The 24,266-nt window shown below is 67.5% G+C and carries 24 protein-coding genes; 17 read left to right on the top strand and 7 right to left on the bottom strand.

Going from position 1 to position 24,266, the window contains the following annotated elements:
• Positions 1-2: 2 nt before the first annotated feature.
• From BoBH3_RS17300 to BoBH3_RS17345, 10 genes are all read left to right on the top strand, one after another.
• Positions 3-1,541, top strand: a complete 1,539-nt coding sequence (locus BoBH3_RS17300) for an ABC transporter ATP-binding protein (RefSeq protein ID WP_262332080.1) — start codon at positions 3-5, stop codon at positions 1,539-1,541.
• Positions 1,538-2,638 (top strand): ABC transporter permease, encoded by a 1,101-nt coding sequence (locus tag BoBH3_RS17305; RefSeq protein ID WP_262332081.1) that lies wholly within the window; start codon positions 1,538-1,540, stop codon positions 2,636-2,638. The genes BoBH3_RS17300 and BoBH3_RS17305 overlap by 4 nt, the downstream gene beginning before the upstream one ends.
• 163 nt (positions 2,639-2,801) lie before the next feature.
• Positions 2,802-3,776 carry an ABC transporter permease gene (locus BoBH3_RS17310; RefSeq protein WP_262332548.1) on the top strand — a complete coding sequence of 325 codons (975 nt, stop codon included), beginning with the start codon at positions 2,802-2,804 and terminating at the stop codon, positions 3,774-3,776.
• Between the two features lie 6 nt (positions 3,777-3,782).
• Positions 3,783-4,193: a cytidine deaminase gene (locus BoBH3_RS17315; protein WP_262332082.1), complete on the top strand. Its 411-nt coding sequence runs from the start codon at positions 3,783-3,785 to the stop codon at positions 4,191-4,193.
• A 36-nt stretch (positions 4,194-4,229) separates the two neighbouring features.
• The gene (locus tag BoBH3_RS17320) at positions 4,230-5,039 is read left to right on the top strand and encodes a purine-nucleoside phosphorylase (RefSeq protein ID WP_262332083.1); all 810 of its coding nucleotides are present in this window, start codon (positions 4,230-4,232) and stop codon (positions 5,037-5,039) included.
• Positions 5,040-5,042: 3 nt separating this feature from the next.
• A complete protein-coding gene (deoC, locus tag BoBH3_RS17325; protein ID WP_262332084.1) occupies positions 5,043-5,807 on the top strand; it encodes a deoxyribose-phosphate aldolase in 765 nt (254 codons plus the stop codon).
• On the top strand, positions 5,807-7,132 hold the full coding sequence (deoA, locus tag BoBH3_RS17330) for a thymidine phosphorylase (RefSeq protein ID WP_262332085.1): 1,326 nt from the start codon (positions 5,807-5,809) through the stop codon (positions 7,130-7,132). Before deoC ends, deoA begins: the two co-directional genes overlap by 1 nt.
• On the top strand, positions 7,129-8,073 hold the full coding sequence (locus tag BoBH3_RS17335) for a 2-hydroxyacid dehydrogenase (RefSeq protein WP_262332086.1): 945 nt from the start codon (positions 7,129-7,131) through the stop codon (positions 8,071-8,073). Before deoA ends, BoBH3_RS17335 begins: the two co-directional genes overlap by 4 nt.
• 100 nt (positions 8,074-8,173) lie before the next feature.
• Positions 8,174-9,532 carry an esterase-like activity of phytase family protein gene (locus tag BoBH3_RS17340; protein ID WP_262332087.1) on the top strand — a complete coding sequence of 453 codons (1,359 nt, stop codon included), beginning with the start codon at positions 8,174-8,176 and terminating at the stop codon, positions 9,530-9,532.
• An 88-nt stretch (positions 9,533-9,620) separates the two neighbouring features.
• Positions 9,621-10,217 (top strand): hypothetical protein, encoded by a 597-nt coding sequence (locus tag BoBH3_RS17345; protein WP_262332088.1) that lies wholly within the window; start codon positions 9,621-9,623, stop codon positions 10,215-10,217.
• A gap of 17 nt (positions 10,218-10,234) precedes the next feature.
• On the opposite strand, the gene BoBH3_RS17350 is transcribed toward BoBH3_RS17345, so the two are convergent.
• The 4 genes from BoBH3_RS17350 to nth all read right to left on the bottom strand — a co-directional run bounded on the left by BoBH3_RS17350 (position 10,235) and on the right by nth (position 14,203).
• A complete protein-coding gene (locus tag BoBH3_RS17350) occupies positions 10,235-11,056 on the bottom strand; it encodes an ATP-binding cassette domain-containing protein (protein WP_262332089.1) in 822 nt (273 codons plus the stop codon).
• 10 nt (positions 11,057-11,066) lie between these two features.
• Positions 11,067-12,371, bottom strand: coding sequence for a sugar ABC transporter permease (locus BoBH3_RS17355; RefSeq protein ID WP_410050618.1), 1,305 nt, complete (start codon positions 12,369-12,371; stop codon positions 11,067-11,069).
• On the bottom strand, positions 12,364-13,410 hold the full coding sequence (gene xylF / locus BoBH3_RS17360) for a D-xylose ABC transporter substrate-binding protein (RefSeq protein ID WP_262332090.1): 1,047 nt from the start codon (positions 13,408-13,410) through the stop codon (positions 12,364-12,366). The genes BoBH3_RS17355 and xylF overlap by 8 nt, the downstream gene beginning before the upstream one ends.
• A 130-nt stretch (positions 13,411-13,540) precedes the next feature.
• The gene (gene nth / locus BoBH3_RS17365) at positions 13,541-14,203 is read right to left on the bottom strand and encodes an endonuclease III (RefSeq protein WP_262332091.1); all 663 of its coding nucleotides are present in this window, start codon (positions 14,201-14,203) and stop codon (positions 13,541-13,543) included.
• A gap of 59 nt (positions 14,204-14,262) precedes the next feature.
• Between nth and BoBH3_RS17370 the strand changes: the two genes are divergently transcribed.
• Entirely contained in the window at positions 14,263-14,802 is a 540-nt protein-coding gene (locus BoBH3_RS17370; protein WP_262332092.1) for a DUF2244 domain-containing protein, read from the top strand.
• Here the strand turns inward: BoBH3_RS17370 and BoBH3_RS17375 are convergent.
• Positions 14,787-15,410 (bottom strand): class I SAM-dependent DNA methyltransferase, encoded by a 624-nt coding sequence (locus BoBH3_RS17375; RefSeq protein WP_262332093.1) that lies wholly within the window; start codon positions 15,408-15,410, stop codon positions 14,787-14,789. The genes BoBH3_RS17370 and BoBH3_RS17375 overlap by 16 nt on opposite strands.
• Positions 15,411-15,632: 222 nt before the next feature.
• Here BoBH3_RS17375 and BoBH3_RS17380 point away from each other — a divergent pair, with 222 nt between their 5' ends.
• Positions 15,633-16,529, top strand: a complete 897-nt coding sequence (locus BoBH3_RS17380) for a methylated-DNA--[protein]-cysteine S-methyltransferase (RefSeq protein WP_262332550.1) — start codon at positions 15,633-15,635, stop codon at positions 16,527-16,529.
• A gap of 67 nt (positions 16,530-16,596) precedes the next feature.
• Here BoBH3_RS17380 and BoBH3_RS17385 read toward each other — a convergent pair whose 3' ends face one another.
• Positions 16,597-17,784: a hypothetical protein gene (locus tag BoBH3_RS17385; protein ID WP_262332094.1), complete on the bottom strand. Its 1,188-nt coding sequence runs from the start codon at positions 17,782-17,784 to the stop codon at positions 16,597-16,599.
• Between the two features lie 134 nt (positions 17,785-17,918).
• Positions 17,919-19,097, bottom strand: coding sequence for a fumarylacetoacetate hydrolase family protein (locus BoBH3_RS17390; protein ID WP_262332095.1), 1,179 nt, complete (start codon positions 19,095-19,097; stop codon positions 17,919-17,921).
• A gap of 201 nt (positions 19,098-19,298) precedes the next feature.
• Here BoBH3_RS17390 and ugpB point away from each other — a divergent pair, with 201 nt between their 5' ends.
• The 5 genes from ugpB (at position 19,299) to BoBH3_RS17415 (ending at position 24,264) form a co-directional block, all read left to right on the top strand.
• Positions 19,299-20,624, top strand: a complete 1,326-nt coding sequence (ugpB, locus tag BoBH3_RS17395; protein ID WP_262332096.1) for a sn-glycerol-3-phosphate ABC transporter substrate-binding protein UgpB — start codon at positions 19,299-19,301, stop codon at positions 20,622-20,624.
• Between the two features lie 74 nt (positions 20,625-20,698).
• On the top strand, positions 20,699-21,580 hold the full coding sequence (gene ugpA, locus BoBH3_RS17400; protein ID WP_262332097.1) for a sn-glycerol-3-phosphate ABC transporter permease UgpA: 882 nt from the start codon (positions 20,699-20,701) through the stop codon (positions 21,578-21,580).
• Positions 21,580-22,329, top strand: coding sequence for a creatininase family protein (locus BoBH3_RS17405; protein ID WP_262332098.1), 750 nt, complete (start codon positions 21,580-21,582; stop codon positions 22,327-22,329). The genes ugpA and BoBH3_RS17405 overlap by 1 nt, the downstream gene beginning before the upstream one ends.
• The gene (ugpE, locus tag BoBH3_RS17410; RefSeq protein ID WP_262332099.1) at positions 22,329-23,177 is read left to right on the top strand and encodes a sn-glycerol-3-phosphate ABC transporter permease UgpE; all 849 of its coding nucleotides are present in this window, start codon (positions 22,329-22,331) and stop codon (positions 23,175-23,177) included. Before BoBH3_RS17405 ends, ugpE begins: the two co-directional genes overlap by 1 nt.
• Before the next feature lie 7 nt (positions 23,178-23,184).
• The gene (locus BoBH3_RS17415; RefSeq protein WP_262332100.1) at positions 23,185-24,264 is read left to right on the top strand and encodes a sn-glycerol-3-phosphate import ATP-binding protein UgpC; all 1,080 of its coding nucleotides are present in this window, start codon (positions 23,185-23,187) and stop codon (positions 24,262-24,264) included.
• The last annotated feature ends 2 nt before the right edge of the window (positions 24,265-24,266 follow it).

The following is a 24,266-nucleotide window of genomic DNA, read 5'->3' on the forward strand; positions in this document are numbered from 1 at the left end:
CCTTGGCGTCCCAGGCCCCGCCACCCGCCATCGAACTCGTCGGCATCTCGAAGCGCTTCGGAGCGGTCGCGGCCAACCGGGACGTCTCGCTTGTCGTCGCGCGCGGTTCGATCCACGGCATCGTTGGCGAGAACGGCGCCGGCAAGTCGACGCTGATGTCGATCCTCTACGGCTTCTACGAGGCCGATTCCGGCGAGATCAGGATCGCGGGCGTGCCGCGCCGCATCCGTGCCTCGGCCGATGCCATCGCGGCCGGCATCGGCATGGTCCACCAGCATTTCATGCTGGTCGAAACGCTGAGCGTGGCCGAGAACGTGCTGCTCGGTGCCGAGGGCGGCCCGCGGCTCAAGGGCGGGCTGGCGCAGGTGCGGGCGGGGCTCGCCCGGCTCTCGCGGGATTACGGCCTCGCCATCGACCCTGACGCCATCGTCGGCGATCTTTCCGTCGGGCTGCAGCAGCGCGTCGAGATCCTGAAGGCGCTCTATCGCGGCGCCGAGATCCTGATCCTCGACGAGCCGACCGCGGTGCTGACCCCGGCGGAAGCCGACCAGCTCTTCGCCCTGCTGCGCGCGTTGAAGGCGCAGGGCAAGACGGTGATCCTGATCACCCACAAGCTGCGCGAGATCATGGACGTTACAGACCGCGTCTCGGTGATGCGGCGCGGCGAGATGGTCGCCCATGTCGCGACGAGCGAGACCTCGCCGCCGGCTCTGGCCGAGGCGATGGTCGGCCGGCGTGTGCTGCTGCGCGTCGAGAAGCCGCCGCGCGAGCCCGGTCCACCGGTGCTGGAGGCGGTCGGCCTGTCCTGCCGCGACGCGCGCGGCACCGAGGTTCTTCTCGATGTCAGCCTCACCCTCCATGCCGGTGAGATTGTCGGCGTCGCCGGCGTCGCCGGCAACGGCCAGAGCGAGTTGCTGGAGGTGCTGGCCGGGCTGATCCAGCCGAGCCGCGGCGTGATCCGCCTCGACGGCCGGATTCTCACTGTTGCGGACCGCCACCCGGCGCGGCTGCGCGAGCGCGGTCTGATGCACATTCCCGAGGACCGCCAGCGCAGCGGCCTCGTCACGGCCTTCTCCGGTGCCGAGAACGCCATTCTCGGCTACCAGCACGATCCCGTCTTCGGCATGGGTCCGTTCCTGTCGCCCGCCCGCATCGAGGCCCATGCGCGCGAGGCCTTTGCGGCCTATGACGTGCGCCCGCCCGATCCGGCGCTGAAGACGGCGAAATTCTCCGGCGGCAATCAGCAGAAGATCGTGCTCGCCCGCGAGATCGAGCGCGAGCCCCGCGTGCTGCTCGTCGGCCAGCCGACGCGCGGCGTCGATATCGGCGCGATCGAGTTCATCCATCGCCGGCTGCTGGCGCTGCGCGAGGCCGGGGTCGCGATCCTGCTCGTCTCGGTCGAGCTGGAAGAGGTGATGGCACTCTCCGACCGCATCCTCGCCATGTGCGGCGGCCGCATCACCGGCGAGCGCGCGGCGGACGCCGCCGACGAGCGCGATCTCGGCCTGCTGATGGCGGGCGTCACCGACGAGGCGGCATGAGCGCCGCACCGATCGATCTCCCACGTTGGGCCGATGTTGCGCTGGTGCCGCTGGTTTCGGTCGCCGCCGCCCTTCTGGTCGCTGGCCTCGTCGTCGTCGGCATCGGCGAGAATCCGCTGGAGGCGACGGCTCTTTTGCTGCGCGGGGCGCTCGGCAGCGCCGAGGGCATCGGGTTCACCCTCTACTACGCCACGAACTTCATCTTCACGGGGCTCGCGGTCGCGGTCGCCTTCCATGCCGGGCTGTTCAATATCGGCGGCGAGGGGCAGGCTACGGTCGCCGGCATCTGTGCCGCCGTCGCTTGCACGGCGCTCGGCTCCGTGCCGGGTTTCCTTGCGGCCCCGCTCGCTATCCTCGCTGCTGCAGCCGGCGGCGCGCTTTGGGCCTTCATCCCCGGCTGGCTTCAGGCGAAGCGCGGCAGCCATGTCGTCATCACCACGATCATGCTGAATTTCGTTGCCGCGACGCTGATCGTCTATCTGCTGCGGGAGGTCATCGGGAAGCCGGGCTCGATGCAGCCGGAGACACCGGACTTCCCCACCAGTGCGGTGCTGACACCGATGCACCGACTCCTCGCGCCCCTCGGCATCAACCTGCCTGCCACGCCGCTGAACACGTCTTTCCTGCTGGCTTTGGCTGCGCTTTTCGCCGTCTGGCTGCTGATCTGGCGCACCCGGCTGGGCTATGCCATCCGCACCGTCGGCGCCAATCCGCGCGCGGCCGCCTATGCCGGCATCTCGCCGGCCGCGGTGACGATGATCGCCATGACGATCTCGGGCGCTCTCGCCGGCGGGCTCGCGGTCAACGAGGCGCTCGGCGTGCAGCATCGGCTGGTGCTCGATTTCACGGCCGGCTACGGCTTCGTCGGCATCGCCGTCGCGCTGATGGGGCGCGGCCATCCGGTCGGCGTGGGGTTGGCGGCGCTGCTCTTCGGCGTCCTCTACCAGGGTGGGGCGGAGCTCTCCTTCGACAAGCCGACCATCACCCGCGACATGGTGGTGGTCATCGGCGGCGTGCTCATCCTCTTCGCCGGAGCGCTTGACGGGCTCTTCCGCCGGCTGGTGGCGAGCATGCTCGCGACGGGGCGAACGGCATGACGAGGCGCATCGTTCCGTCATTCCGGGTCGGTCCGCAGGACCGAATCCGGAACCCACGACCGGGCGAGCCCTCCGATCGCGACTTCAGCATCTCCCGCCCGGTCGTGGATTCCGGGTTCTTCGCTGCGCGAAGCCCCGGAATGACAAGGGTCGGCGAATGACGATGGACCTGCTCCAGCTCATCGCCCTGGTGCTCGATTCGACGATTCGGCTCTCTATCCCGCTGATCTGCGCCGCCATGGCCGGGCTCTGGTCGGAGAAGGCCGGCGTCGTCGATATCGGCCTCGAGGGCAAGATGCTGATCGCCGCCTTCGCCTCGGCCGTCGCCGCCTTCGTTACCGGCTCCGCCTGGGTGGGTTTAAGCGCCGGCATCCTCGCTTCGCTCGTGCTCGCGCTCGTCCACGGCTTCGCCGCCATCACCTGGCGCGGTAACCAGATCGTCTCCGGGGTTGCGATCAACATGCTGGCGGCGGGGCTCGCCGTCATTCTCGGCAATGCCTGGTATGGGCAGGGCGGACGCACACCTTCGCTGGAAGGCGCCGCGCGCTTCGGCGACATCACCCTGCCCTTCGCCGGCTGGATGCGCGAGAACCTGCAAGGTCTTGGCCTGATCTATCATGAGGTGGTCTCGGGCCACGCAGCCCCCGCCTATCTCGCTTTCTTCTGCGTGCTGGTGACCGCGCTCGTGCTGAAGCGCACGCGCTTCGGCCTGCGCATCCGTGCGGTAGGCGAGAACCCGGCGGCGGTGGATACGGCCGGCATCTCGGTCACTCGCCTGCGCTATGGCGCGGTCGCGATCTCCGGTGTGCTCTGCGGCATCGGAGGCACCTATCTCGCCGTCGCGCAATCGGCCGGCTTCCTGCCGCATATGACGGCGGGGCGCGGCTTCATCGCGTTGGCCGCGGTGATCTTCGCCAACTGGCGGCCCTGGCCGGCGCTTGGCGCCTGCCTGCTTTTCGGCCTGCTCGAGGCTATCGCGATAAGGCTACAAGGTGTGACGTTGCCTGGCATTGGCCTCGTGCCGGTGGAAGCGATTCAGGCCTTGCCCTTCATCATCACCATCGTGCTGCTCGCCGGCTTCATCGGCAAGGCGACGCCGCCCCGGGCCTCCGGCCTGCCCTATGTCAAGGAACGCTGAACGGACATGTCCGCCGAGCCCGATTTCGACGCCCTCTTCGCCGCCGCCTCCGCCGTTCAGCGGCGCGCCTATGCGCCCTATTCGCGGTTCCGGGTCGGTGCGGCCCTGCTGGCCGATGACGGGGCCGTCTATGCCGGCTGCAATGTCGAGAACGCTGCCTATCCGGTCGGCACCTGCGCCGAGGCCGGCGCCATCGCGGCGATGATCGGCGCGGGCGCCAAGGCGATCCGCGCCGTGCTCGTCTTCGGCGAAGGGCCGGAACTCGTCACGCCCTGCGGCGCCTGCCGTCAGCGCATCCGCGAGTTCGCCATGCCCGAGACGCCCATCGTCATTGCCGGGCCGGAGGGCATCCGGGCGCGCTTCACGCTCGACGCGCTGTTGCCAGCCTCCTTCGGACCGGCCAATTTGCCGCGATGATTTGCGTACCCGGGAGAGGGTGATGAGAGCGTGGTGATGGCGGCCGATCCGGCTTTCGAGGAGGCGGCATCCGCGCTGGTCGCGCGCGGCGTCGGCCCGGTGGATTGCGCCCTCGTGCTCGGCACCGGGCTCGGCTCCATCGCCGATGACGTGCAGGATGCACTGCGCATTCCCTATGCCGATTTGCCCGGTTTCCCGCACGGCGAGGTCTCCGGCCATGCCCGCCAGCTCTGCTACGGCACGCTCCATGGCCGCAAGGTGCTGATCTATCAGGGGCGCGCCCATTATTACGAGGGCGGCGACCCCGCCGTGATGCGCGTGCCGCTCGGCATGCTGACCGCGTTGGGCGCGCCGCCGCTGCTCTTGACCAATGCGGCGGGCTCGCTCTCGGCCGAGATGCCACCCGGCAGCCTCGCCCTCATCACCGACCACATCAATCTCAACGGCCCCAACCCGCTTGTCGGCGACAAGGGCGACGGCCGCTTCGTGCCGATGGTCGATGCCTATGACCCGCGTCTGCGCGGCCTGCTGAAGCAGGCAGCGGGCAAGGCGGACGTGCCGCTCGGAGAAGGCGTCTATATGTGGTTCTCCGGCCCGAGCTTCGAGACGCCGGCCGAGATCCGCATGGCGAAGCTGCTCGGCGCCGATCTCGTCGGCATGTCGACGGTTCCGGAGGTCATTCTGGCGCGCCGCCACGGCCTGCGCGTCGCCGGCCTCTCCATCGTCACCAATATGGGCGCGGGGCTGCATGGCGGCGCGCCGCATCATGCCGAGACGCGCGATGTCGCGGCGCTGGCGGCGGGCGCGTTGCGGCGTCTGCTCGGCGCCTTCCTGCCGGAGTTGTGAGCCATGTCGGATGCCGCTTTCGCCAGACGGGCGCTCGCCCTGCTCGATCTCACCGATCTCGCCGACGACGCGACGGAAGCCGGTGCGCGCGAACTCTGCCGGCGCGCGGTCTCCGGGCCGGTGCCTGTCGCGGCCATCTGCATCTGGCCGCGCTTCGTCAAGGTCGCGCGCGAGGCGCTCGGCGACAATGATGACGTCCGGATCGCGACGGTGGTGAACTTCCCCGATGGCGACACCCCGATCGCGCCGGCCATCCGCGAAACGGAGGAAGCGGTGGCGGACGGCGCCGACGAGATCGATCTCGTCCTGCCCTGGCGCTCTTTGCTCGCCGGCCAGGGCGCCTCGGTCGGCGCCATGGTTCGTAACGTCAAGATGCGCTGCGGCGACAAGCTGCTGAAGGTCATCCTCGAAACCGGCGAATATCCCGATCTGGAGAAAGTCAGGGACGCATCCCAGCTCGCCATCGACGCCGGGGCCGATTTCATCAAGACCTCGACGGGCAAGACCGAGCATTCGGCCAGCATTCCGGCGGTGCGAACCATGCTCGGCGTCATCGGCATGGCGCGCCGCCCCGTGGGCATCAAGCCCTCCGGCGGCATCCGCACCCTCGACGATGCCCGCGCCTATCTCAACCTCACCGACGCGATGATGGGGCCGGACTGGGCGACGCCCGCGACCTTCCGCTTCGGCGCCAGCGGCCTCTATGGCGCTCTGGTCGCGGCGATCCAGGGCGCTGCGCCGGGCGAAGCACCGCGCGGGAGCTATTGATGCGGCTGACGCAGGAGATCATCGCCGCCAAGCGCGACGGCGCCGAACTGTCCGACGCCGATATCCGCCAGCTCATCGAGGGGCTGAGCGAGGGCCACGTTACGGAAGGGCAGGCCGCGGCCTTCGCCATGGCGATCTATTTCCAGGGCATGAGCGCGAAGGAGCGCGTGGCTCTGACGCTGGCCATGCGCGATTCCGGCACGGTGCTGCACTGGGACGATCTGCCCGGCCCAGCCCTCGACAAGCATTCCACCGGCGGCGTCGGCGACACGGTGAGCCTGCCGCTTGCGGCGGCGGTCGCGGCTTGCGGCGGCTATGTCCCGATGATCTCCGGCCGTGGCCTTGGCCATACCGGCGGCACGCTCGACAAGCTCGACGCCGTGCCGGGCTACGACACCCAGCCGGGCGTCGGCCTCTTTCACAAGGTCGTCCGGGAGGTCGGCTGCGCCATCATCGGCCAGACGGCCGATCTCGCTCCGGCCGACCGGCGCCTCTACGCCATCCGGGACGTCACCGCGACGGTCGAGACGATTCCGCTCCTCACTTCGTCGATCCTCTCGAAGAAGCTCGCGGCTGGGCTCAACGGGCTCGTCATGGACGTGAAATTCGGTTCCGGTGCCTTCCTGCCGGACTATGGCGAGGCGCAGAACCTCGCGCGGGCGCTGGTCGATGTCGCGAACGGCGCCGGCCTGCCGACCACGGCGCTCCTGACCGATATGAGCGAGCCGCTCGCCTCCGCGGCCGGCAATGCGCTGGAGGTCGCCTATGCGCTCGATCATCTCACCGGCCGCAGGCGGGAGCCGCGCTTCCATGAGGTGACGGTGGCGCTCGGCGCCGAGATGCTGCTGCTCGGCGGCCTCGCCCCCGATGCCGCCGCGGCCCGCGCCCGGATCGAGCAGGCCTTCGCCTCCGGCGCGGCGGCGGAGCGCTTCGCCCGGATGGTGGTCGCGCTGGGCGGCCCGGCCGATCTGCTCGAGGCACCGCAGAAACATCTCGCGGCAGCGCCCATCGTGAAGCCCGTCTTTCCCGAAGCGGCCGGGGCGGTCGCGTCCATCGATACCCGCGCCGTCGGCTTGGCGGTCGTCGCACTCGGCGGCGGCCGCACCCGCCCGCAGGATCCCGTCGACCCTGCCGTCGGCATTGTCGAACTGGCGGGTCTGGGCGATACGGTCGGGCCGGATCGGCCGCTCGGCATCGTTCATGCACGCGAGGAGGCGGGCCTGGCGACGGCGAGTGAGCGCTTGCGCAGGGCCTACCGGATCGGAGACGCTGCGGCGCGCGGTCCCCTGATTGCGGAACGGATGACGGAGAGGTCTTCGGTATGAGTTTGCTTCTGGCCATGACGGGTTGGCACGTCGAGGATTGGCGGGCCCGCTTCAAGGCGCTGCTGCCGGAGATGCCGATCGTCGTCCTCGGCGAAGCCTTCGACCGCCGCGCCGTCCATTACGTCGCGAGCTGGAAGCACCCGCCCGGCAGCCTCACCGGCCTGCCGAACCTCGCTGCGCTCTTCTCGCTCGGCGCCGGGGTCGATTTCCTCTTCGCCGACGACAAGCTGCCTGCGGCGCCGATCGCCCGCGTCGTCGATCCCGACCTGACCACGCGCATGAGCGAATACATCGTGCTGCATTGCCTGCTGCATCTGCGCCAGCAGCGCCGCTACGACCGCCAGCAGCGCGAGGGTGTCTGGGACGACGACCGGAACCAGCCGGCGGCGCGCTCGGTGCGCGTCGGCATCATGGGGCTGGGCGAGCTGGGGCAGGATGCGGCCCATAAGCTGAAGGTGATGGGCTTCGACGTTGCCGGTTGGAGCCGGTCGCCGAAGGCGCTCGACGGCCTGCCTAGCTTCTCCGGCGAGGACGGCATGAAGGCTTTCCTCGCCCGCACCGACATCCTCGTCAGCCTGCTGCCGCTGACGCCTGAGACGCGCGGTATCATCAATACGGCGCTGTTGGCCGGCCTCGCGCAGGACGGGCGCCTCGGCGGGCCGTTCCTGATCAATGCCGGCCGGGGCGGCCTTCAGGTCGAGGCCGACATCCTCGCGGCGCTCGAGGCCGGCACGCTCAAGGGCGCGACGCTCGACGTCTTCGAGACCGAGCCGCTGCCGCAGGGATCGCCGCTCTGGAGCCACCCCGGTGTCGTCGTGACGCCGCACAACGCCGCGATGTCGGAGCCGGAGGCGATTGCCTCGCTGATCGCCCAGCAGATCAGGCGCCTTGAGGCCGGCGAGCCGCTCCAGCATGTGGTCGATCCGGCGCGCGGCTATTGAGGCCGATCTTCGGACGTCACGGAACGGTCGCGGCATTGTCGTCCGGCTGAAACCGGGCCGGGCGAAGCAGGAGGCCTCTCCCTCTCGCCCGGAGCCGCCCATGCGCACGCCGCTCGCCGTAGCCCTGTTGCTTTGCTCGACTGTCCTCGCCGGCGCCCAGGAGGCCGGGAAGGAGTTCCCGGCGAAGCTCCTCGGCCAGGCTTTGCTGCCTGCCAACACGCTCGTTCCCGCGCCTGCTGACGCCCCGGCGGACCTCAAGGTGTCGGGCAAGTTCGTCACACCCGGCAAGCGCATCGAGGCTGTCGGCACCGTGATGGGGGCTTCGGGCGGCCGCCCGACGGGCCTGTCCACGCCTTTCGCCGGCCAGCCGGTGCAGGGCTTCTCCGGCATCCGCTCGCTCGGCAACGGCGAGTTCCTCGTGCTCACTGATAACGGCTTCGGCGGCAAGGCGAATTCGCCGGACGCCATGCTGTTCTTCCATCGGCTCAAGGCCGATTTCGCGGGCGGCAGGATCGAGCGCCTCGCCACGACCTTCCTGCACGACCCGGACAAGAAAGTGCCGTTCCGCATCGTCCATGAGGGCACGGAGAAGCGCTACCTGACCGGCGCGGATTTCGACCCCGAATCGATCCAGCCGATCGGCGGCAAATACTGGATCGGCGAGGAGTTCGGTCCCTACCTCCTGCGCGTCGACGCCGACGGCAAGGTCGAGGCCGTTTTCGAGACGATGGTCGACGGCAAGCCCGCCCGCTCGCCCGATCATTACGCGGTCACCACGCCCGGTGCGCCGAACCAGCCGGTCGCCTTCAACGTCCGCCGCTCCAAGGGCTTCGAGGGCATGGCGCAGTCCCCGGACGGACGCTTCCTCTATCCGCTGCTGGAAGGCCCCTTCTGGGATTCGGCAAAGACCAGCTTCGAGGAGATCGACGGCAAGGCCGTGCTGCGCATCCTCGAATTCGATGTGCAGGCCGAGAAATGGACCGGCCGCTCCTGGTTCTATCCGCTGGAGCTGAAGGGCAACGCCATCGGCGACTTCAACATGATCGACGCCACGACCGGCCTCATCATCGAGCGCGACGACGGCGAAGGCACCGCAGACAAGGCCTGCCCCGCCGGCCAGCGCGGCCCCGACTGCTTCCATGACATCGCCAAGTTCAAGCGCATCGTGAAGATCGAGATGACCGACGCCAACGCCGGCAAGCCGGTGCGCAAGGTCGGCCATATCGACCTGATGAACATCAAGGATCCGGACGGCAGGGCGAAGCAGGGAACCGCGAACGGCGTCTTCACCTTCCCCTTCTTCACCATCGAGAACGTCGACGTGGTCGACCGCGCGAACGGCGTCATCATCGTCGGCAACGACAACAACCTGCCCTTTTCCTCCTCGCGCGATCCGAAGAAGGCCGATGACGAGGAGCTGGTGCTGCTCTCGGCCAAGGAGCTGCTCGAGGCGAAGTAAGCCCCGCACAAGGCTGACGGCCTAGAAGCAGGCCCGCTTCCGGCACTTCGCCCGGAGGCGGGCTTCGCTTCTTCGGGGGAGGGTTGCGATGTTGCGCAAAGCGGCGATGGACAGCTTTTCCGGGTCGGCCCGCCGTCTCGCACCGGCCCTGTTGCTGGCCGCCGGCCTCGCCGGCTGCAACAGCTCGACGGCCCAGCTCACCTATGCTTCGGCAAGGCCCTATTCGCCCGAATGGTGCGAGGCCGCCAAGACGATCGCCACGGACAACTATTCGGGTTCTCACCTCTTCGCCGTCGGCCGCTGCCACGAACAGGGCATCGCCGGCTTTCCGAAGGAGCAGAACCTCTACGTTTTCTACTACACGCAGAGTGCGCGCTGGGGGAACCTGCAGGGCGGCGAGGCACTGGCGAGGCTCGGCCAGCCCGTGCCGGCCAATGATCTGGAACTGGCCTGGCAGGACCGTCAGGCGGCGCGGCGCAACACCGAGACCATCGCCGCCGCGATCCGCGGCCCCAATCAGCAGCGGCAGAACACCTGGCCGGGTCAGCCGAACGTCGGCGTTTCGCGCCCGTCGCCCCCGCTGGTGACCTTCCCCTCCCGCAGCTTCACGCAGACGCAGTCGAGCACCTCGACCAACACGCGCACCGTCTGCAACAACGGCGTCTGCACGACGACGAACCAGTAGCGGCGCCGGCCAGGCACTCACGCCCCGCGCAACGCGCCCGGCCCTGCCACAGCGGCCGGCGGGCATTTGCCCGAGATGATCATGCCCAGGACCTCATCCTGGGTGACGTCGGCGGTGCGGGCGGTTCCGACGACCCTGCCGTTCTTCATCACCGTGATGCGGTCGGCGAGATCGAAGACATCGTGCAGGTCATGGCTGATCAGGAAGATGCCGATACCCTGCTTCTTGAGCTGGAGGATCAGCTCCGCCACCTGCCGTGTCTCGGCCGGGCCGAGCGCCGCCGTCGGCTCGTCCATGATCAGCGCACGAGCGTTGAAGTAGATCGCGCGTGCGATCGCGACGGACTGGCGTTGGCCGCCCGAGAGCGCCTTCACCGGCTCCTTGAAGCGTCGGAAATGCGGGTTGAGCCGGCCCATCACCTTGCGCGTCTCGGATTCCATGCTGGCGTCGTCCAGCGTGCCCCAGCCGGTCAATAGCTCGCGGCCGAGAAAGATGTTGGCGGCGGCGTCGACATTGTCGGCCAGCGCCAGCGTCTGGTAGATCGTCTCGATGCCGTGGCGCTTGGCGTCGCGCGGGCTGGCGATCGCGGCCTCCTCGCCATTGACCAGAATCGTGCCTGAGTCGGCGCGATAGGCTCCCGAGAGGATTTTGATCAGCGTCGATTTGCCGGCTCCATTATGGCCGAGCAACCCGACGACCTCCCCCGGCATCAGGTCGATGCTGGCGCCGTCCACCGCCTTGATGCCGCCAAAGGCGATCGAGATGTCGCGCATCTCGATCAGCGGCGTGCCTTGGCCTGGATGCGTATCGCGGATGTCTGCCGGCTCTGCGATGCTCATCGCCACCTCCTCAGCTCAGCCGCTTGCGATAGACGCCGTCGAGCCAGACCGCGACGACGAGGACGATGCCCACGACGATGTTCTGCAGCGGCGCATCGACGCCGATCAGCACCATGCCGGACTGGAGCGACTGCATCACCAGCGCGCCCAGCATCGCGCCTGCGATGGTGCCGACGCCGCCGGCAAGCGAGGTGCCGCCGATCACCGCGGCTGCGATCACATAGAGCTCGTCCAGCATGCCGGCCGAGTTGGTCGCAGCGTTGAGCCGCGCCGTGGAAATGCAGGCCGAGATGCCGACCAGCGCGCCCATCAGCCCGAAGACGAGCATCAGCACCTTGCGGGTGTTTACGCCTGAGAGCTGCGCCGCCTCCGGGTTGCCGCCGATGGCGAAGACATAGCGGCCGAAGCGCAGGCGCTTGGCGAGGAAGGTCATGGCTATGCCCACGGCCAGCGCCACCAGCACCGGCACGGCAAGGCCATGGCTGATGAAGAGCCCGCCCTCCGGCCATGTCCCGCCCTTCGCCTCGACCAGGCGGCGCGCGATCCCGGCCGGCAGCGCGTAGGCATTCGCCATCATGACGGTTGCGATCACCGCGCCGCAGCCCAGCGCCGCGATCAGGATTTCGGCCCAGAGCGGGCGCAGGACGAAGCCGAAGCGCTTGCGCCGCCGCCTGATGAGGGCTGCCGCCCCGCAGATGGCGATGCACAGCGCGACGCCGATTGCCCAGGATGCGGTGCTACCGATAGCACCGTCGACGCCGCCGCCGAGGGGGCGGAAGCGCGAATCCATCGGCGCGATGGTCTGGCCCTGCGTCACCCACCAGGCGGCGCCGCGCCAGACCAGCAGGCCGCCGAGCGTGACGATGAAGGAGGGGATCGCGAGATAGGCAATCAGCGCGCCCTGCATCAGCCCGACGAGCCCTCCTAACCCGATTGCCAGGGCCAGGCTGACGAGCCAGGTGGCCGGATGCTCGAAGCCCCAGACCCCCGGCAGCAGCCGGACCTGCACGAGACCGACCACCATGCCCACGAAGCCGAGCATGGATCCCACCGAGAGATCGATGTTGCGCGTCACGATGACGAGCACCATCCCGCAGGCCATCACCGCGATGGAAGCGGTCTGAACCAGCAGGTTCCAGAGATTGCGCGCGGACAGGAACGCGCCGTCCGAAAGCCAGTTGAAGCCGAGCCAGATCACGGCGAGCGCCGCCACCATGCCGATCATGCGCGGGTCGAACTCGATCTCGCGCAGATGGTCGGAGAGGCTGCGGCGCTCCTGCGCCGGGCTGGCCGGCGCAGGCGTGACTTCAGTCACAAGCCTTGACCTTGCCGGCGGCGACGCCCTGGCAAACGGCGGACTTCGGCGCCCAGCCGGCGTCGATCACGACGTTCAGGTTCTCTTTCGTCACCGGCACGGGCGTCAGGAACAGCGCCGTCATCTTCTGCTTGGACGGGCCCTGATCCCAGCTCATCGATTTCGGGACCTCGGAGAGCTTGGCGCCGCCGGCGAGCCTGATCGCGATCTCAGCGGCGTTCCGGCCCAGCTCGCGCGCATCCTTCCAGATCGTCACGGTCTGGGTGCCGAGCGCGACGCGGTTGAGCGCCGCCCGGTCGGCGTCCTGGCCGGAAACCGGCACGGAGCCCGCCAGCCCCTGCGCCTCCAGCGCCGCGATGGCGCCGCCGCCCGTGCCGTCATTGGCGGCGACCACGGCGTCGACCTTGTTCTGGTTGCGCGTCAGGATCTGCTCCATGTTGCGCTGGGCGTTGGCCGGCAGCCAGCCATCGGTGAAGGCCTCGCCGACATTCTTGATCTTGCCGCCGTCGATCGCGGGCTTCAGCACCTCGATCGAGCCCTGATAGAGGAAATTGGCGTTGGGATCGGAACTCGAGCCCTTGATGAAGACGTAATTGCCTTCGGGCTTCGCCTTCTGGATCTCGCGCGCCATCATCCGGCCGACCTCGACATTGTCGAAGGTGAGGTAGAAGGCCTGCGGGATCTCGATCAGCCGGTCATAGCCGACGACGGCGATGCCCTCGTTGACGGCCTTCTCGACGGCGGGGCGGATCGCCTGCGCATCCTGCGCCAGGATGATCAGCGCCTTGGCGCCGCGCGAGATCAGGCTCTCGACATCGGTCAGCTGCTTGGCTGGCGAGGATTGCGCGTCGGCGGAGAGATAGGTGCCGCCGGCCTTCTCGATTGCGGCCTTCATCGCGGCTTCGTCGGTCTTCCAGCGCTCTTCCTGGAAATTCGACCAGCTCACCCCGATCACGGGGCCTTTCGACTGGGCATAGGCATCTGCGTGAACCGACATAGCGGCAAGAGCGATGCTCGCCGCGAGGACGAAACGCTTCATCACTGACCTCCTGAGCTTCCTCTGCCGCAGACTCTCAGGCTTCTCCGAGCCTTGAAGGCGTCCGGCGCCGGGGAGCACAACCCAGCGTTGGGGGGCTGTCAAGCAGACTAAGGGAGGGCCTGCCGAGGCGTCAGGTGATGCGCTTGTCGGGCGAGTCGCAGAGGTCGTTCTGAATGCAGCGGCCGCATTCGGGCCGCAGCGCCTTGCAGGTGTAGCGCCCGTGCAGGATCAGCCAGTGATGGGCATGGCGGCCGAACTCGTCCGGGATCGCCTTCTCCAGCCCGAGCTCGACCTGCAACACATTCTTTCCCGGCGCGATGCGCAGGCGGTTGGCGACGCGGAAGACATGGGTGTCGACCGCGTGGGTGATCTCGCCGAAGGCGATGTTGAGCACGACATTCGCCGTCTTGCGGCCGACGCCGGGCAGGCTCTCCAGCGCCTCCCGTGTCGTCGGGACTTCCCCGCCGAACTCGGCGATCAGCTTCTCGCAGAGCGCGATGACGTTCTTCGCCTTGGTGCGGAACAGGCCGATGGTCTTGATGAAGTCGCGCACCTTGTCCTGCCCGAGCGCCAGCATCTTCTGCGGCGTGTCGGCGATGGCGAAGAGCGGGCGCGTCGCCTTGTTGACGCCGGCATCGGTCGCCTGCGCCGACAGCACGACCGCGACCAGGAGCGTGAAGGCGTTCACCGATTCCAGCTCGCCCTTGGGCTCGGGATTGGCCGTGCGGAAACGCTCGAAGATCTCGCGGATCTCGGCCGGCTTGCGGGCGCGCGGCAACGTGATGCGTTTCACGGGAGGGCGCGTGCGCGCGGGCCTGTTCGGCTGGTCCATGACGGCGTTATAGTGGCCGGATGATCCCCGGCAAGAGCCTCGACAGCAACAGGCTGCGCGATGCGGCGGACGCCTCCGGGCGCCCGGTCTTCGACGCGACGATCACGCCGCATCGTTCGCTCGGTCAGAACGGCTTCCGCATCGTGATGACGCTGGTCTGCCTGGCGAGCATCGTCTCCTCGATCCCCTTCATCGTGCTCGGCGCCTGGCCGGTCGCCGGCTTCTTCGGCATCGACGTGCTGGCGCTGTTCATCGCCTTCCACGTCAATTTCCGCCACGCCCGCGCCTTCGAGCGCATCGTGGTGACGCCGCTCGAGGTCTTCCTGCGCAAGGTCTCGCATCACGGCCGCGAGGCGGTCTGGCGCTTCAACCCGGCCTGGACGCGGCTCGAGCGAAAGACCGACGAGGATTTCGGCCTGCTCGGGCTGACGCTGGTCTCGCGCGGGGAGAGCGTGGCGGTCGCCGGGGCGCTCTCGCCGGCTGAGCGTGAAGGCTTCGCCGATGCGCTCGGCACTGCGCTGGCCAAGGCCAGGCGCGGGCCGGACTACGACGCTTCCTGAACGGTTTCGTCCCGGCGGGCGAGCCAGATCGTGTGCCCGCCGCAGCTCTCGTCCTCGGCGACATGCGCGATCACGCTGAAGCCGTTCTCCGCCAGCAGCGCGCTATACTCCGCTGGGTCGAGGCTCGCATGATAGAGCGGCTCGCCCTCGAAGGCGCCGATGGCCTCGCCATGCGAGGGGCCGCTGGTGAACATCAGCGCCGCGCCGGAGGCGGCGTGGCTGGCGAAGACCGGGAACATCGCCCGCTGGTCGCTCTGCGTCAGGTGGAAGAAGCTGTCCCAGGCGAGCAGCCCGTCGAAATGGCGGCCGAGCGCGAGCCGGCGCATGTCCTGCACATGCCATTCGGCTTGCGGGAAACGCTGCCGGCAGAGTTCGATCAGTGAGGGGGAGGAATCGGCGCCCGTCACGGCGTAGCCGCGGTCGAGAAAGGAGCGGGCAATCGGTTCGCCCGAACCGCAACCGATATCGAGGATGGTGGCGCGCTCGGGAACGAGCGCGAGGAAGCGGTCGAGCCATGGCGCTTCCATCGACGTCCTGCCGCGTAGCCGGTCGAAGGCGGCGGCGTGGCGTTCATAGAGGTCGATGATGGCGCTCGAGGCGGTCGTCATGGTTCGTCCGAAATGTGAGGCGCGTTCCTGAAGTCCGAGCTGTATAATGGCGCCCTGCCGGCTCTTGTCAGCTTTCGGGTGGGAGCGGCATGGTTGGCGCCCTAGATTCGCATCATGACGACAGATGCGAAGGTTTCAGCGATGAACGCTCATGCTCAGATGAAAACGGCGATGACCCCGACGCGCTTCTCCAATGCGGTGCTGGCGCGCGCTGCCGAAGCGATGCCGAGCGAGGCCGATTTCCCCGCCGTCGCGCCGGGCTCGGACTACGACACCGTCAGGCGCATCCTCTCCTACATCACCCATAACTGGCGCGAGCAGCCGACGATCGAGGCGATCGCGGAGGCTGCCGGCGCGACGCCGACCGATGTCCATCATCTCTTCCGGCGTTGGTGCGGGCTCACGCCCAAGGCGTTCCTGCAGGCGATCACGCTCGACCATGCCAAGGGCCTGCTCGCCTCCTCCGCGAGCGTGCTCGACGCGGCGCTGGAGGTCGGGCTCTCCGGGCCGGGCCGCCTGCACGATCTCTTCGTGACCCATGAGGCGATGTCGCCTGGCGAGTGGAAGACCGGCGGCGGAGGCCTCAGGCTCTCTTACGGCTTCCACGCTTCACCGTTCGGCGAAGCGCTGATCGTAGTCACGGATCGTGGGCTCGCGGGCCTCGGCTGGGTTTCCAGCAGCGTCGACGGCGGCAAGGTCGTCGGCGGCAGGGCGGAGGCGCTCGCGGACATGATGCGGCGCTGGCCCCATGCCGATTACCGCTTCGACCCGCAGGCGACCGGCGCTTACGCCGCGCGCATCTTCGATCCGAAGGCATGGGCTGCCGAGACACCGCTGCGCGTCGTGCTGATCGGCACGGATTTCGAGGTCAGGGTCTGGGAGACGCTGCTGCGCATCCCGGTCGGGCGCGCCACCACCTATGGCGACGTCGCCTGCCATATCGGCAAGCCCACGGCCTCGCGCGCCGTCGGCATGGCAGTCGGCAAGAACCCGATCTCCTTCGTCGTGCCGTGCCACCGCGTCATCGGCAAATCCGGAGCGCTGACCGGATACCATTGGGGCTTGACGCGCAAGCGCGCCATCCTCGGCTGGGAGGCCGGGCAGACCGCGGGCGGCTAGAGCTCGCTGATCTTCTGCGGGATGACGGCGTGCTTCCCTTGAAACCCGAAGCTTCAACGAAGCATGCTCAGCCGGCGCGAAGCAGGGGCGGAGCACCGATCAGCGTGCGCGCCAGCAGCAGGATCGTCGTGACGTAATAGCCGACGAAGAACCGCTCCCAGGCTGCCGGATAGAGCGCGAAATGCGCGCCGAGCGCGAGCAGCATCGCGGCGGCCAGGACCAGCGTCTCATGATCCGCCGGTTCCTCTCCGCGCAGCAGCGGCTGGCCGAGCTGGAGTACGAGCCAGCACAGCGCGAGCGCGCAGAGAATGAACTCCGGATAGCCCGTCACCGCCTCGAACAGGCCGAAGACAATGGCGCGCAGATAATCCACGGGCAGGAACGCGCTGTTCGGAAAGGCGAGGCCGTCGGGCTTGTCGACGAAGACGAAGTTGAAGAGCACCAGCTGGCCGTGATTGCCCGTCGCCTTCACGACGGCCAGGTAGACCGCCAGCGCTCCCGCCACCAGCGCGGCGGTGCGGATGAGCGTTGCGCGGGCGAAGCGGTCGAGCACCGTCTCCACGAAGCAGAGGATGACGATGAACAGCAGCGCGTTGGCGCGGGTCGCGACCCAGGCCATCGCCACCGCGACGAGCAGGGCCATCTGGACCGGGCCGTCCTTCCGCTTCAGCCAGACGAGCAGGAAGAGCATCTGCAGGCAGATCGCCATGGCATCGGGCGTGAACAGCGTCGCGATCTTCAATCCGAGCCCGACGACCCAGGCGATCGGCACGATCAGCAGCTTGTCCGCCGGCAGGAGCATCCGGGCGGCAAAGAAGGATATGATGATCGCCAGCGCGGTCGACAGACCGCTGACGAAGGACATCGCCCAGAAATCGCTCCCGGCGATGCCGCCGATCAGGCCAATGGCCGCGATATAGGCCGGCTTGCTGGCATAGAAGGGCAGGTTGGCGGCGAAGTAAGCGCCGTCCTGTTCCATCTTCTCCCGATAGGGGCCTGCGGTGAAGGCTGCGTAGATCTCGGGCGCGACGCGCTCTTTCATCTCGCGATAGGCGGTGAGATGCCCCTCCTCGCCGCGGAATTCCTTGGCGAGCGCCGAATAGGTCAGCGCATCCCAGTTGGTCTCGGGGCGGATGAAGGCCGCGCCGAAGGTCAGCGCGGCCAGCAGCAGGGAAAGCAGCAGGGCCTTGCCCAGGCTCGCGCTCGGGAGCCAGAACCCGGCCTGTCGCTTCGAAGCCACCGACATGCTGCTCATGCTCGCTCTCGGATCTGCGGATGGCCGATCCGGTGCGGAATGCCGACCCTTGCGGGAAGGGCTCGCACGAAAAGTTTAATCGACGCTTGCGCCGATCGCAGAGTGCGGCGCGCTGGCGGCCGAATCTCCGGTCGTCAGAGCAGCCCGCGCTTCGCCAGATGGCGCATCAGATGCGAGGTGCCGTAGGTCCAGGGCTCGCATTCATCGGTGCGCTTCATGCGGTTGACGAGGCTGCCGAGCTCGGGCGCGGCGATGGTGACGATGTCCCCGTATTTATGGGTGAAGCCGCCGCCCGGCGCATCGCGATCCTTGATCGGTGCGAACATGGTGCCGAGATAGAGCGCCGCGCCGTCCGGATACTGGTGGTGCGGGCCGATCATCTGCCCGGCGAGATCGGCCGGGTCGCGGCTGATCTTCGCGATGGAGGAGGAGCCCTCCAGCGTGAAGCCGTCCTCGCCCGCGACCGTCAGTGTCACCGTGGTGCGACGGATATGGTCGAGGCTGAAGGCCGCGTCGAAGAAGCGGATGAACGGGCCGACGGCCGCGGCCGCGTTGTTGTCCTTGGCCTTGCCGAGCAGCAGCGCCGAGCGGCCCTCGACATCGCGCAGATTGACGTCGTTGCCGAGTGTCGCGCCGACGATGCGCCCGTCGGAGGCGACGACCAAGACGATCTCCGGCTCGGGATTGTTCCAGGTCGAGGACGGGTGGAGCCCTGCGTCGAAACCGGTGCCGACCGACGACATCGGCGGCGCCTTGGTGAAGATCTCGGCATCCGGGCCGATGCCGACCTCGAGATACTGGCTCCAGGCGCCCTGCTTGATCAGCACCTCCTTGAGATGCATCGCCTCGGGCGAACCGGGCTTGAGCTTCGAGAGGTCGTCGCCGATCAGCTTGCCGATCTCCTCGCGGATGGTGACGGCCGCCGCCGGGTTGCCGCGCGCCTTCTCCTCGATGACGCGCTCCAGCATCGAGACGGCGAAGGTGACGCCCGCCGCCTTCACCGCCTGCAGATCGAGGGGGGAGAGCAGCCAGGGCTTCTTCGTATCGCGCCCGTCCACCGGCGTGTTGGCGAGGATCGCTGCGAGCGAACCGATCGCCTCGCCCTTGGCCGCCTTTAGCGCTGCTGCCGGGTCGGCGTTCTCGCAGAGGTCCCGGCTCGTCGGGAAGCTCGTGGTCACGTCAATGAGCTCGCCGTCACGCACGGTGACCACGGAGGGGCCGGCGAGATCCGGGCGCCAGACGCGGCCGGCGAGCACGGCGGCCGAAGCATCCTTCGGCAGGGTCGCGGCGACGGAAAGATCGAGGCTGGGCATGGCACGGTCCGGATCAGGAAATTATCAGGGAGGCGCAGATCATCCGGTTATGCGCCAAGACGCAAGTCGGTTAGCAACGATGGTAGGATTGCCCCGCATGTCATCGATTTGTCATTGAACTGTCGCCCAGGCTTCATGCTAGCTTGCGCACCAACGACAAGAACCGCGGCGCCGCCTTGCCTGCGGAAGGGAGATCAGTCCATGACCACAAAAACGCGCATCCTGATGTCGGTCGCGGCTTTCGCGCTCGCCAGCGCCTCGCCCGCTCTCGCCCAGACCGAGATTCAGTGGTGGCACGCGCTGACCGGCGCCAACAACGACGTCGTCGTCAAGCTCGCCGAGGACTTCAACGCCTCGCAGAAGGACTACAAGGTCGTCCCCGTCTACAAGGGCTCCTATCCCGACACGCTGAACGCCGGCATCGCCGCCTTCCGCGCCGGCCAGGCCCCGCACATCCTGCAGGTTTTCGAGGTCGGCACCGGCACGATGATGTCGGCCAAGGGCGCGATCAAGCCCGTCCACGAGGTGATGAAGGAAGCCGGCGAGAAGTTCGACCCGAACGCCTATCTCCCCGCCATCACCGGCTATTATTCGACGGCTAAGGGCGACATGCTCTCGATGCCGTTCAACTCGTCGTCCATGGTGATGTGGTACAACAAGGACGCCTTCAAGAAGGCGGGCCTCGACCCGGCGAAGCCGCCGAAGACCTGGCCGGAAACCTTCGAGGCCGCCAAGAAGCTGAAGGCTGCCGGCTACGACAAGTGCGGCGTTTCGAACGCCTGGGCCCCCTGGGCCAATATCGAGCAGTTCGGCGCCTGGCATAACGTGCCGCTGTCGACCCAGGTCAACGGCATGGCCGGCTTCGATGCGGTGCTGAACTTCAACAAGAGCCCGGCCTTCCTCAAGCACTGGACCAACCTGGTCGAGCTGCAGAAGGACAAGACCTATGACTACTCGGGCCGCACCAACAACGGCGAGGGCCGCTTCACCTCGGGCGAGTGCCCGATCTTCCTGACCTCCTCGGGCTTCTTCGGCAACGTTCGCGCCAATGCCAAGTTCGACTGGGGCAACGCTCCGATGCCGTATTATCCGGACGTGCAGGGCGCCCCGCAGAACTCGATCATCGGCGGCGCTTCGCTCTGGGTGATGGGCGGCAAGAAGGCCGACGAGTACAAGGGCATCGCCAAGTTCTTCACCTTCCTCTCGGACGTCGACCGCCAGGTGAAGCTGCACACCGAGTCCGGCTATCTGCCGATCACCAAGGCCGCCTACGAGAAGGTCAAGGCTTCGGGCTTCTACAAGGACAAGCCCTATCTCGAGACCCCGATCCTCGAGCTGACCAACAAGGCCCCGACCGACAATTCGAAGGGCCTGCGTTACGGCAGCCTCGTCCAGATCCGCGACATCTGGTCGGAGGAGCTGGAGGCGGCGCTGAACGGCCAGAAGTCGCCGCAGGCGGCGCTGGACGCGGCGGCCGAGCGTGGCAACCAGATGCTGCGCCAGTTCGAGCGCACCGCCTCGCGCTGAGCACTCCGCTCTTGCATCTCTAAGGCCATCCCGGGCAAAAGCGCCCAGGATGGCATGCTCGTTCAAGGACGCCGATGCAGAAGAACGCGTATTTCAAGGGCCTGGCGATCCCCTTCCTGCTGCTGTTGCCGCAGCTCGTGATCACCGTCCTGTTCTTCTACTGGCCGGCGAGCCAGGCCGTCTGGCAGAGCTTCCTGCTCGAGGATGCCTTCGGCACATCGACAGAGTTCGTCTGGTTCGAGAACTACCAGCTGCTCTTCGCCGACCCCGGCTATCTCAAGGCCTTCATCAACACGATCGTCTTCTCCACCTTCGTCTGCGTGTTCTCTCTGTCGATCGCCCTGCTCTTCGCGGTGATGGCTGACCGGCAGCTCCGTGGCGGCGAGATCTACAAGACCCTGCTGATCTGGCCCTATGCAGTGGCGCCCGCCATCGCCGGCGTGCTCTGGATCTTCATGTTCGATCCCTCGCTAGGCATGCTGGCGCGAGGGCTGCAGTCCCTGGGCATTCCGTGGAACCCGCGGCTCAACGGCAACCATGCCATGCTGCTCGTCATCCTGGCCGCGACCTGGAAGCAGATCAGCTACAATTTCCTGTTCTTCCTCGCCGGCCTCCAGTCGATCCCCAAGAGCGTGATCGAGGCCGCGGTGATCGACGGCGCCAAGCCGATGCGGCGCTTCTGGACCATCGTCTTCCCGCTGCTCTCGCCGACGACCTTCTTCCTGCTCGTCGTCAACATCGTCTACGTCTTCTTCGACACCTTCGGCATCATCGACACGGTCACCGGCGGCGGCCCCTCGGGCGCCACCGAGACGCTGGTCTACAAGGTCTTTTCCGACGGCAAGGGCGGCTCCAACCTCGGCGGTTCCGCCGCACAGTCCGTGGTGCTGCTGGTGATGGTGATCGGGCTCACCGCGGTCCAGTTCCGCTTCATCGAGCGCAAGGTGAGCTACTGATGGCGTCCGTGCTCTGGCTGGATCTCACCGCCGAGGAACTGCGCTCCAAGGCTGCGAAGGACGCCGTCGTCGTCCTCCCCGTCGCCTCCGTCGAACAGCACGGCCCGCATCTGCCGGTCGGCGTCGACACCATCCTGTGCGGCGGCGTCTGCAAGGCGGCGGCCGAGCTTGCGAGCGATGTCGAGGTCGTCGTCGCGCCGACGCTCTGGTGCGGCATGGCCGAGCATCACATGGCCTTCGGCGGCACCTTCACCTTCGACATTCCGACCTATCGCGCCGTCCTGCTCTCCTTCCTCCGGAGCATCGAGCGCCACGGCTTCCACCGCGTGCTGATCGTCAACGGCCATGGCGGCAACATCGCTGCGCTGACGGCCTTCCTGCCCGATTTTGCCCGCGAGACGCGGCTGCATGTCGAGGCGACCACCTATTTCCTGCTGGCGCAGGACGCGCTCGGGCCGCTGCTGGAGGACCAGAAGGGTGTCCAGCACGCCTGCGAGGTCGAGACCTCGATGATGATGGTTCTGGCGCCGGGCTGCGTGCGCGAGGCGCGGCTGGGCGAGGCCTTCGGCATGCTCGACGGCGCGCCGGGCCGCCCCACCGTCTCCCGCCACCGCTCCTTCCGGGACATGACCGAGAGCGGGGTGATCGGCGATGCTCGCCGCGCCACGCTGGAAAAGGGCAAGGCCTGCCTCGACGCCTGCGCGCAGGCGCTGGCCGGGCTGATGCGCGAGATGGGGAAGGGGCTCTGATGGTTGAGGACCGCCGCCTCGGCGATGCGATCGCCTATGTCATCCTGACGATCGGCGTGCTGATCGTCGCCTTTCCGGTCTGGCTGACCTTCGTCGCCTCCACCTGGGATGCCGCGACCGTCATCAACGGCCAGATGCCGCTCTATCCGGGCCCGTATTTCTTCGAGAACTACAATCGCATCCTCTTCATCGGCACGTCCGGCACGACGCGCGAGCCGGTGATCGGGATGATGCTGAACTCCTTCGTGATGGCGATGGCGATCGCGCTCGGCAAGATCTTCATCTCGGTGCTCTCGGCCTATGCGGTGGTCTATTACCGCTTCCCGTTCCGCATGGCGGCGTTCTGGATCATCTTCATCACGCTGATGCTCCCGGTCGAAGTCCGCATCTTCCCGACCTTCAAGATCGTTTCCGATCTGAACATGCTCGACACCTATCAGGGCCTCGCCATTCCGCTCATCGCTTCGGCGACGGGCACGCTGCTCTTCCGGCAGTTCTTCATGACGATCCCGGACGAACTGCTCGAAGCCTCGAAGATCGATGGCGCGGGCCCCTTCCGCTTCTTCAAGGACACGCTGCTCCCGCTCTCGATCACCACGATCGCGGCGCTGTTCGTGATCCAGTTCATCTATGGCTGGAACCAGTATCTCTGGCCGCTCCTGGTGACGACCAAGGACTCGATGCAGACCATCGTCATCGCCATCAAGAAGATGATCGTCACCGCCGACGCGCTCACCGAATGGCAGCTCGCCATGGCCACCGCCATGCTCGCGATGCTGCCGCCGGTCCTCGTCGTCATCCTGATGCAGAGGCTCTTCGTGAAGGGCCTGGTCGAAACCGAGAAGTAAGCTCCGCATGGCCCAGGTCACCCTCAACAACGTCAGGAAGATCTACGCCGGCGGCTTCGAGGCCGTGAAGGGCGTGTCGTTCGACATCCCGGACGGCGGCTTCTGCGTGCTGGTCGGCCCCTCGGGCTGTGGCAAGTCGACCCTGCTCCGCATGGTCGCCGGTCTGGAGACGATCAGCTCCGGCGAGGTCGCGATCGGCAGCCGCGTCGTCAACGAGATCGAGCCGGCAGACCGCGACATCGCGATGGTCTTCCAGAACTACGCGCTCTATCCGCATATGAGCGTCTACGACAACATGGCCTACGGCCTGCGCAACCGCGGCACGCCGAAGGATGAGATCGAGAAGCGCGTCAAGGAAGCCGCGAAGATCCTGGCCATCGAGGCGCTGCTGGAGCGTCGCCCGAAGCAGCTCTCGGGCGGCCAGCGCCAGCGCGTCGCCATGGGTCGCGCCATCGTGCGCAAGCCGCAGGTCTTCCTCTTCGACGAGCCGCTGTCCAACCTCGATGCCAAGCTGCGCGTGCAGATGCGCGTCGAGATCAAGAAGCTGCAGCGCGCCCTCGGCGTCACCTCGATCTACGTCACCCATGACCAGGTCGAGGCGATGACGCTGTCCGACAAGCTCGTGGTGATGAATGCGGGCCAGGTCGAGCAGATCGGCCTGCCGGCGGACGTCTATCGCAAGCCGGCGAGCAAGTTCGTCGCGACCTTCATTGGTTCGCCGCCGATGAACATCCTGCCTGGCACGGTCGATGGCCCCGGCATCGTCGCGCTCGGCGAGGCGCTGATCGAGGCGCGAGACCTGCGCGACGACCTGTCGGCGCAGACGCCGGTCGAGGTGGGCCTGCGCCCCGAGGATGTCGAGATCGCCTCCGAAGGACAGGCGGGCTCGCTGCCCTTCGATGTCGAGTTCATCGAGGAGCTCGGCGCGACCCAGCTCTTCCACGGCAAGCTCTCCGGCCAGCCCTTCGTGATGCAGGCCGCGACAGGAGACGTCGCCGCGCAGGAGGGCCGCCTCTGGATCTCCGTCGATCCCGACAAGGTCCATGTCTTCGACCCGAAGACGGGCGTGCGGCTCGGGAAGGGCTGAGC

This window comes from Allobosea sp. BH3, from assembly GCF_025499465.1.
GTDB lineage: Bacteria > Pseudomonadota > Alphaproteobacteria > Rhizobiales > Beijerinckiaceae > Allobosea.

Bases quoted from the DNA above. Each gene is read 5' to 3' on its own strand.
- ugpA (WP_262332097.1), top strand. From the start codon at position 20,699: ATGCAGAAGAACGCGTATTTCAAGGGCCTGGCGATCCCCTTCCTGCTG.
- ugpE (WP_262332099.1), top strand. From the start codon at position 22,329: ATGGTTGAGGACCGCCGCCTCGGCGATGCGATCGCCTATGTCATCCTG.
- BoBH3_RS17335 (WP_262332086.1), top strand. From the start codon at position 7,129: ATGAGTTTGCTTCTGGCCATGACGGGTTGGCACGTCGAGGATTGGCGG.
- BoBH3_RS17345 (WP_262332088.1), top strand. From the start codon at position 9,621: ATGTTGCGCAAAGCGGCGATGGACAGCTTTTCCGGGTCGGCCCGCCGT.
- BoBH3_RS17380 (WP_262332550.1), top strand. From the start codon at position 15,633: ATGCCGAGCGAGGCCGATTTCCCCGCCGTCGCGCCGGGCTCGGACTAC.
- BoBH3_RS17390 (WP_262332095.1), bottom strand. From the start codon at position 19,097: ATGCCCAGCCTCGATCTTTCCGTCGCCGCGACCCTGCCGAAGGATGCT.
- ugpB (WP_262332096.1), top strand. From the start codon at position 19,299: ATGACCACAAAAACGCGCATCCTGATGTCGGTCGCGGCTTTCGCGCTC.
- deoA (WP_262332085.1), top strand. From the start codon at position 5,807: ATGCGGCTGACGCAGGAGATCATCGCCGCCAAGCGCGACGGCGCCGAA.
- deoC (WP_262332084.1), top strand. From the start codon at position 5,043: ATGTCGGATGCCGCTTTCGCCAGACGGGCGCTCGCCCTGCTCGATCTC.
- BoBH3_RS17415 (WP_262332100.1), top strand. From the start codon at position 23,185: ATGGCCCAGGTCACCCTCAACAACGTCAGGAAGATCTACGCCGGCGGC.
- BoBH3_RS17350 (WP_262332089.1), bottom strand. From the start codon at position 11,056: ATGAGCATCGCAGAGCCGGCAGACATCCGCGATACGCATCCAGGCCAA.
- BoBH3_RS17310 (WP_262332548.1), top strand. From the start codon at position 2,802: ATGGACCTGCTCCAGCTCATCGCCCTGGTGCTCGATTCGACGATTCGG.
- BoBH3_RS17315 (WP_262332082.1), top strand. From the start codon at position 3,783: ATGTCCGCCGAGCCCGATTTCGACGCCCTCTTCGCCGCCGCCTCCGCC.
- BoBH3_RS17340 (WP_262332087.1), top strand. From the start codon at position 8,174: ATGCGCACGCCGCTCGCCGTAGCCCTGTTGCTTTGCTCGACTGTCCTC.
- BoBH3_RS17370 (WP_262332092.1), top strand. From the start codon at position 14,263: ATGATCCCCGGCAAGAGCCTCGACAGCAACAGGCTGCGCGATGCGGCG.
- BoBH3_RS17375 (WP_262332093.1), bottom strand. From the start codon at position 15,410: ATGACGACCGCCTCGAGCGCCATCATCGACCTCTATGAACGCCACGCC.
- BoBH3_RS17305 (WP_262332081.1), top strand. From the start codon at position 1,538: ATGAGCGCCGCACCGATCGATCTCCCACGTTGGGCCGATGTTGCGCTG.
- BoBH3_RS17320 (WP_262332083.1), top strand. From the start codon at position 4,230: ATGGCGGCCGATCCGGCTTTCGAGGAGGCGGCATCCGCGCTGGTCGCG.
- BoBH3_RS17385 (WP_262332094.1), bottom strand. From the start codon at position 17,784: ATGAGCAGCATGTCGGTGGCTTCGAAGCGACAGGCCGGGTTCTGGCTC.
- BoBH3_RS17405 (WP_262332098.1), top strand. From the start codon at position 21,580: ATGGCGTCCGTGCTCTGGCTGGATCTCACCGCCGAGGAACTGCGCTCC.
- xylF (WP_262332090.1), bottom strand. From the start codon at position 13,410: ATGAAGCGTTTCGTCCTCGCGGCGAGCATCGCTCTTGCCGCTATGTCG.